This window comes from Roseovarius pacificus, from assembly GCF_900142665.1.
GTDB lineage: Bacteria > Pseudomonadota > Alphaproteobacteria > Rhodobacterales > Rhodobacteraceae > Roseovarius > Roseovarius pacificus.
Window position 1 is genome coordinate 1 of the sequence record NZ_FRBR01000040.1, and the last position, 4,715, is coordinate 4,715.

The 4,715-nt window shown below is 57.6% G+C and carries 6 protein-coding genes and 2 pseudogenes; 3 read left to right on the forward strand and 5 right to left on the reverse strand.

Annotated elements, in window-relative coordinates; genetic code table 11:
- Nucleotides 1-46 precede the first annotated feature (46 nt).
- From BUB53_RS22045 to BUB53_RS22060, 4 genes and pseudogenes are all read right to left on the reverse strand, one after another.
- Nucleotides 47-418 carry a transposase gene (locus tag BUB53_RS22045; RefSeq protein WP_073038218.1) on the reverse strand — a complete coding sequence of 124 codons (372 nt, stop codon included), beginning with the start codon at nt 416-418 and terminating at the stop codon, nt 47-49.
- A 106-nt stretch (nt 419-524) separates the two neighbouring features.
- Nucleotides 525-638, reverse strand: a pseudogene (locus BUB53_RS22050) (twin-arginine translocation signal domain-containing protein); the annotation flags it as partial.
- Between the two features lie 49 nt (nt 639-687).
- Nucleotides 688-1,083 carry a VOC family protein gene (locus BUB53_RS22055; RefSeq protein WP_073038220.1) on the reverse strand — a complete coding sequence of 132 codons (396 nt, stop codon included), beginning with the start codon at nt 1,081-1,083 and terminating at the stop codon, nt 688-690.
- A 110-nt stretch (nt 1,084-1,193) separates the two neighbouring features.
- Nucleotides 1,194-1,487, reverse strand: coding sequence for a ribbon-helix-helix domain-containing protein (locus BUB53_RS22060; protein WP_073038225.1), 294 nt, complete (start codon nt 1,485-1,487; stop codon nt 1,194-1,196).
- A 108-nt stretch (nt 1,488-1,595) separates the two neighbouring features.
- On the opposite strand from BUB53_RS22060, the gene BUB53_RS23540 reads away from it, so the two are divergent.
- Nucleotides 1,596-1,799, forward strand: coding sequence for a GntR family transcriptional regulator (locus BUB53_RS23540; protein WP_073038222.1), 204 nt, complete (start codon nt 1,596-1,598; stop codon nt 1,797-1,799).
- Nucleotides 1,796-2,728: pseudogene (locus BUB53_RS22070) on the forward strand (IS5 family transposase). The gene BUB53_RS23540 and the pseudogene BUB53_RS22070 overlap by 4 nt, the downstream one beginning before the upstream one ends.
- A 55-nt stretch (nt 2,729-2,783) precedes the next feature.
- Here the strand turns inward: BUB53_RS22070 and BUB53_RS22075 are convergent.
- Nucleotides 2,784-3,644 carry a LysR family transcriptional regulator gene (locus tag BUB53_RS22075; protein WP_200797839.1) on the reverse strand — a complete coding sequence of 287 codons (861 nt, stop codon included), beginning with the start codon at nt 3,642-3,644 and terminating at the stop codon, nt 2,784-2,786.
- 156 nt (nt 3,645-3,800) lie between these two features.
- Here BUB53_RS22075 and BUB53_RS22080 point away from each other — a divergent pair, with 156 nt between their 5' ends.
- Nucleotides 3,801-4,520: a putative quinol monooxygenase gene (locus BUB53_RS22080; RefSeq protein WP_073038224.1), complete on the forward strand. Its 720-nt coding sequence runs from the start codon at nt 3,801-3,803 to the stop codon at nt 4,518-4,520.
- The last annotated feature ends 195 nt before the right edge of the window (nt 4,521-4,715 follow it).

Consider the following 4,715-nt stretch of genomic DNA (forward strand, 5'->3'; position numbering starts at 1 on the left):
AGGCACTTGATGTCTGGAAAACGGCTGCGAACATCGCCTGATCCCACTAACGCGATGCCTTCGCCGATTGCCGACAGGTTAACGTGACAACACCCGGCGGGCCGGTGATCACGGATGTAGGTGCGTTTCTCTGCGACTGTGCACGCCGACGAGCCCCCTTTAGAAACTCGATCTCAAGTGCCTGACGGCCAACCAGCCGCTCCAGCGCCGCGATCCGCGCTTCATACTCGGGAAGCAGTTCTTCCTCCAAAGCATCGTCGTCGAACTCGCCGCGTTCGTATTTGTCGATCCAGATCGGGATCAACGTGCGGCAAACATCGTGCTTCTGGCTGAGGGTGCGCATCGACTCGCCCTGAAAATAGGCTTCGACGACTTCGCGTTTCTTGGCAGTGCTATGCCGGCGGTGTCTCTTGGTCATGGGTTCTCCTTATCAGAACCACGACCCGGTCAATATATACAAAACCTGTTGTCCACCCCCAGGGGCGCACTCCACCCGTGGCCCAATTTTACTCCGCCGTTGACATCAGCGCGACGGTTTCCATCGCCCAGGCTGCGTTGGGAGCCGCCAGAAAACCTGCCCCCACCACAAATGATGCGCCTGCCGCGGAGGCCCGCGACAACAGCTGGCGCCGTGTCAGCCCCTTGGGCTTGCTGTATCAGACATTATCGTTCGTCCTCCCCTTGATGTCATTTGAAGCGGCCACCGCGTTCCAGAACCTCGATCTGGTAACCATCAGGATCGGCCACAAAGAAAAACCGCGCGATGCGTTCACCGGCGGGTGCGAATTCAACGAGTTTTCGGGGTGCAAGGCCCTCTGCCTCGAAGCGGGCATGTTCGGCGTCAAGGTCCGCGACCGACACCGCCAGATGACCATAGCCGTTGCCAAGGTCGTAGGGCCCGGACTGCCCTTTGTTGATGGTCAGTTCGAGCTCGAATTCGGTTTCCGGGTTGCTCAGGTAGACCAGCGTAAATTCTGGAAAGTCGAGCCTGTCAGCAACCTTCAGGCCAAAGGCCGTGTCGTAGAATGCCAGAGAGCGCGCTTCGTCCAGAACGCGGATCATCGAGTGGATTTGTTTGGCCAAGGTTCCCTCCTGCAGGCAGTACGTATCGCCAGCAGGTTAATTCGGGTGGGCCGGGGCGCGGGTAGTATGCCTCTACTACCCACTGGTTTTTTTCGCCGCTAGGATTCGGGCTATTCGGCCGCGATAGCGACCGCAGGTTCAGAGCGTGTGATTTCCATGAATTTCAGGCACGCGCAGCGCAGAAGAGAGGTAAAATTTTGCGGTTCACCACGGCGTTCCAGCACTTCAGAATGCAAGGTCGAGATGAAGATCGGCGTGGTAACACCATCGCGGGCCGCGATGTCATCTAGCGTTTGCCAGAAAGCGTTCTCAAGTCGGATCGAGGTGCTTTGGCCATTCAGACGCAGACGGCGGGTCGTGCAGGCATAACGTTCCGGGTCTTGCCCGGCAAAGACTTCACACATGATCACATCCCCCAAAGTGATTGCACATGTCTTTTCGTATACGAAATACGAATTTCTGTCTAGCAACCCTCTTTTGGATGTGATTGACGTTGGACTAAAGGGGCGGAAATGGACACGATTGAGCAGCCAAAATCACTGACAGAGCAAACGCATGACATTCTGCTCAACGCGATCTGTTCGGGGGAATTTGCGCCCGGCGAACGCTTACATCAGGAAGAAATCGCAGCGCGACTTTCTGTGTCACGGGGCGTTGTTGCACAAAAGGGCGAGGGATTCACCTCGCGAATCCAATGTAGTAGCCGGAAGGTATGAGCAGACCTCCGAAGACGACCTTCAAGACCACCAACTGACAAAGCTACAATCAGGCGCTGAGGCAGCGCGGATCACTGACCGTTTGGTTCGATCCCTCGATGCATTGGGAAGCCATTCCGTCGGGGCGTCGCGGCCGTCAGCAGGCCTATAGCGATGCTGCGATCCAGGCCTGCCTCACCCTCAAGACACTCCTCGGGCTGCCGCTACGTCAAGCGACCGATTTCGTGGCGAGCCTGCTCGAACTGTCCGGGCTCGGCTGGTCCGTGCCGGACTTCAGCACTCTGTCACGTCGCCAGAAGACCTTGAACGTGACGATCCCGTATCGCGGTTCCAAGGGGCCGCTGCATCTGCTCGTGGACAGCACCGGCATCAAGGTGGAAGGCGAAGGCGAGTGGCACACGCGCAAGCATGGCGGCTCGAAACGAAGGGTCTGGCGCAAGCTCCACCTCGGGATCGATGAGGAAACGCTGGAGATCCGGGCAGTCGAGGTCACCTCCAGCAATGTCGGCGACGCGCCGATGCTGCCGGACCTGCTTGCCCAGCTGCCCCCGGATCAGGAGATTGCCACCGTTACAGCAGACGGTGCCTACGACACGCGCGCCTGCCACGACGCCATCGCTGACCGCGGTGCGGCAGCAATCATTCCGCCCCGCCGCAACGCGAGACCCTGGAAGCCGGACACGGCAGGGGCCCGAGCGCGCAGCGAGATACTGCGGACGTCAAAGCATCTTGGCCGGGCGCTGTGGCGGAACTGGAGCGGCTACCACCGACGTAGCAGAGTGGAAACGAAAATGAACTGCGTAAAGCTACTCGGACAGAAGCTGATGTCCCGCGACTTCGACCGCCAGGTTGCCGAAGTTCAGATCCGTGCGGCGGTAATGAACCGCTTCACTGCCCTCGGCATCCCGGTCACCGTGGCACTGGGATAAGTGTGTCCGGAGAAAGGGGAACTGCGGTCATCATCTGATTTGTGCAACAGCGCCCCTACACACGCGCAATCTCACGGATCAGATCATTTGTCTCTGGTCTCGTCGTTTGGTGCCGATAACGAAGAGCAGAAACAGTTCGCGAAATTTCAAGGCCGTCGATGAGTATCGAAACGAGGCCCCTGTCTGCTGGAATTGCCGTGGTTGGCAAAATCACCGCGCCTAATCCCTGCCGCGCGAGTTCGACTAACCAATCCACGCGATTTGACCGATAGGCCGCGTAGAGTTCGTGACCTTGGTCTGCACATGCCCGATGCAACGCATCGCGCATTTCGCAATTGGGTCGATCGAGCATGTCAGTTTCAGCGAGTGTCGAAAGAGAAATAGCGTTTCGTCCAGACAACGGGTGCGACTTGGACACCACAACCTTGTAGGACTCGTCATAGAGCTGGTCTATTCGATAGAGGTCTTCACTGACCGTCGCCGCTGTGACAACGACGTCAAATTCACCCTCTCGCAATCCGGCCAGAAGCTTGGAGGCAGACGCCACGATCAACTCTATTTCGGCTTGCGGCAATCGTGTACGGAAGCGTTCCACGGCGGCTGAAATCCGGTTGTGACCAATCGTTTCGCCAACACCGACAGAAATAGGAACCCGCTCTAGTCGCGTGTGGCGGACGGCTTCTGCCTTAGCTGCCTGCGTTTCGTCATGCGCTTTCTGTAGCCTTGGCTGCATGAGTTTTCCGAGTGCCGTCAACCTGCATCCCGCGCGGTCCCTGACAAACAGATCACCCCCGAGCTCGTGTTCAAGTTTCTTGATCGCGGTCGTCAAGGACGGTTGGGAAACATTTGAGGCGCTAGCGGCATGGGTGAAGTTGCGATGCTGGCAGACAGCCAAAAAATACCTGATCTGGTTCATCTCCACTGCCACAGTCTCCGTCACTTTTCGCCATGAGGTTCACCATAGCACATGTCTATCAAAGAATAGAAGTTCGGGATTGGTGCCTGAGGCATTCGGCATGAGAAAAGGGTGCATCGAAACCAAACACAACAACCTCTCAATCAGGAGGCGACCATGAAAGCCCAAATTCTCAAGACACTCGCCGCTTTGGCCTTGATCACGACATCTGCAGCCGCACAGGAAACCCCAATGGAAAATCACACTGCCAGCTACATCGCCATGCCCGCCGCTGAAGGCCAGACCGAAGCATTCGCCGAATTTCTGGCCGGAGCCGCCCCGATTGTCGCGGACACCGAACCAGGCACCGTGTTTTGGTTTGCCTTACAAGACGACGATACGCTCGCGATCTTTGATATCTTCGTGGATGAAGAAGCGCGCAATGCGCATTTCTCCGGCGCTGTGGCCGCGGCTTTGAACCAAAATGCCGACGCGCTGGTCGCCGGGGGCTGGGACGATGGTGTTGTCGCGAATATCAACAATTCCGATGTCCTGTCGGTGAGGGAACCGGTTGATCTCTACTCGGCCACGACAGCCACGTACATCACGCTCGAAGCAGCACCCGGCAGAGGGCCGGAATTGGCAGCCTTGCTGACCGCAGCTGGTCCCATCGTCGGAGAAACCGAACCCGGCACATTGTTCTGGGCGGCGCTGCAGATTGACGAGACATCCTTCGCAATCTTCGACATCTTCACCAACAATGCTGGCCGTGAAGCACACTTTGCCGGTCAAGTCGCCGGGCTGCTGAACGAACGGGCAGCGGAGTTGGTCGCTGGCGGGTGGGACGACGGTGTGGTCGCTAACGTCCACAACTTCGACATCCTCGCCATCAAGTAACGCGATGTGACAAGAACAAGAGGCGCCTGGTGCAACGCATCAGGCGCTTTGCCGAACGAATTTAGATTCACCGTGAAGCGGTCGTTCGAGTAACTGCAGCGGTGTTGTCACGTTAACCTGTCGGCAATCGGCGAAGGCATCGCGTTAGTGGGATCAGGCGATGTTCGCAGCCGTTTTCCAGACATCAAGTGCCTG

Excerpts from the sequence above, each read along its gene's own strand:
- BUB53_RS22075 (WP_200797839.1), bottom strand. The coding sequence starts at position 3,644 with ATGAACCAGATCAGGTATTTTTTGGCTGTCTGCCAGCATCGCAACTTC.
- BUB53_RS22060 (WP_073038225.1), bottom strand. The coding sequence starts at position 1,487 with ATGTGTGAAGTCTTTGCCGGGCAAGACCCGGAACGTTATGCCTGCACG.
- BUB53_RS22045 (WP_073038218.1), bottom strand. The coding sequence starts at position 418 with ATGACCAAGAGACACCGCCGGCATAGCACTGCCAAGAAACGCGAAGTC.
- BUB53_RS22080 (WP_073038224.1), top strand. The coding sequence starts at position 3,801 with ATGAAAGCCCAAATTCTCAAGACACTCGCCGCTTTGGCCTTGATCACG.
- BUB53_RS23540 (WP_073038222.1), top strand. The coding sequence starts at position 1,596 with ATGGACACGATTGAGCAGCCAAAATCACTGACAGAGCAAACGCATGAC.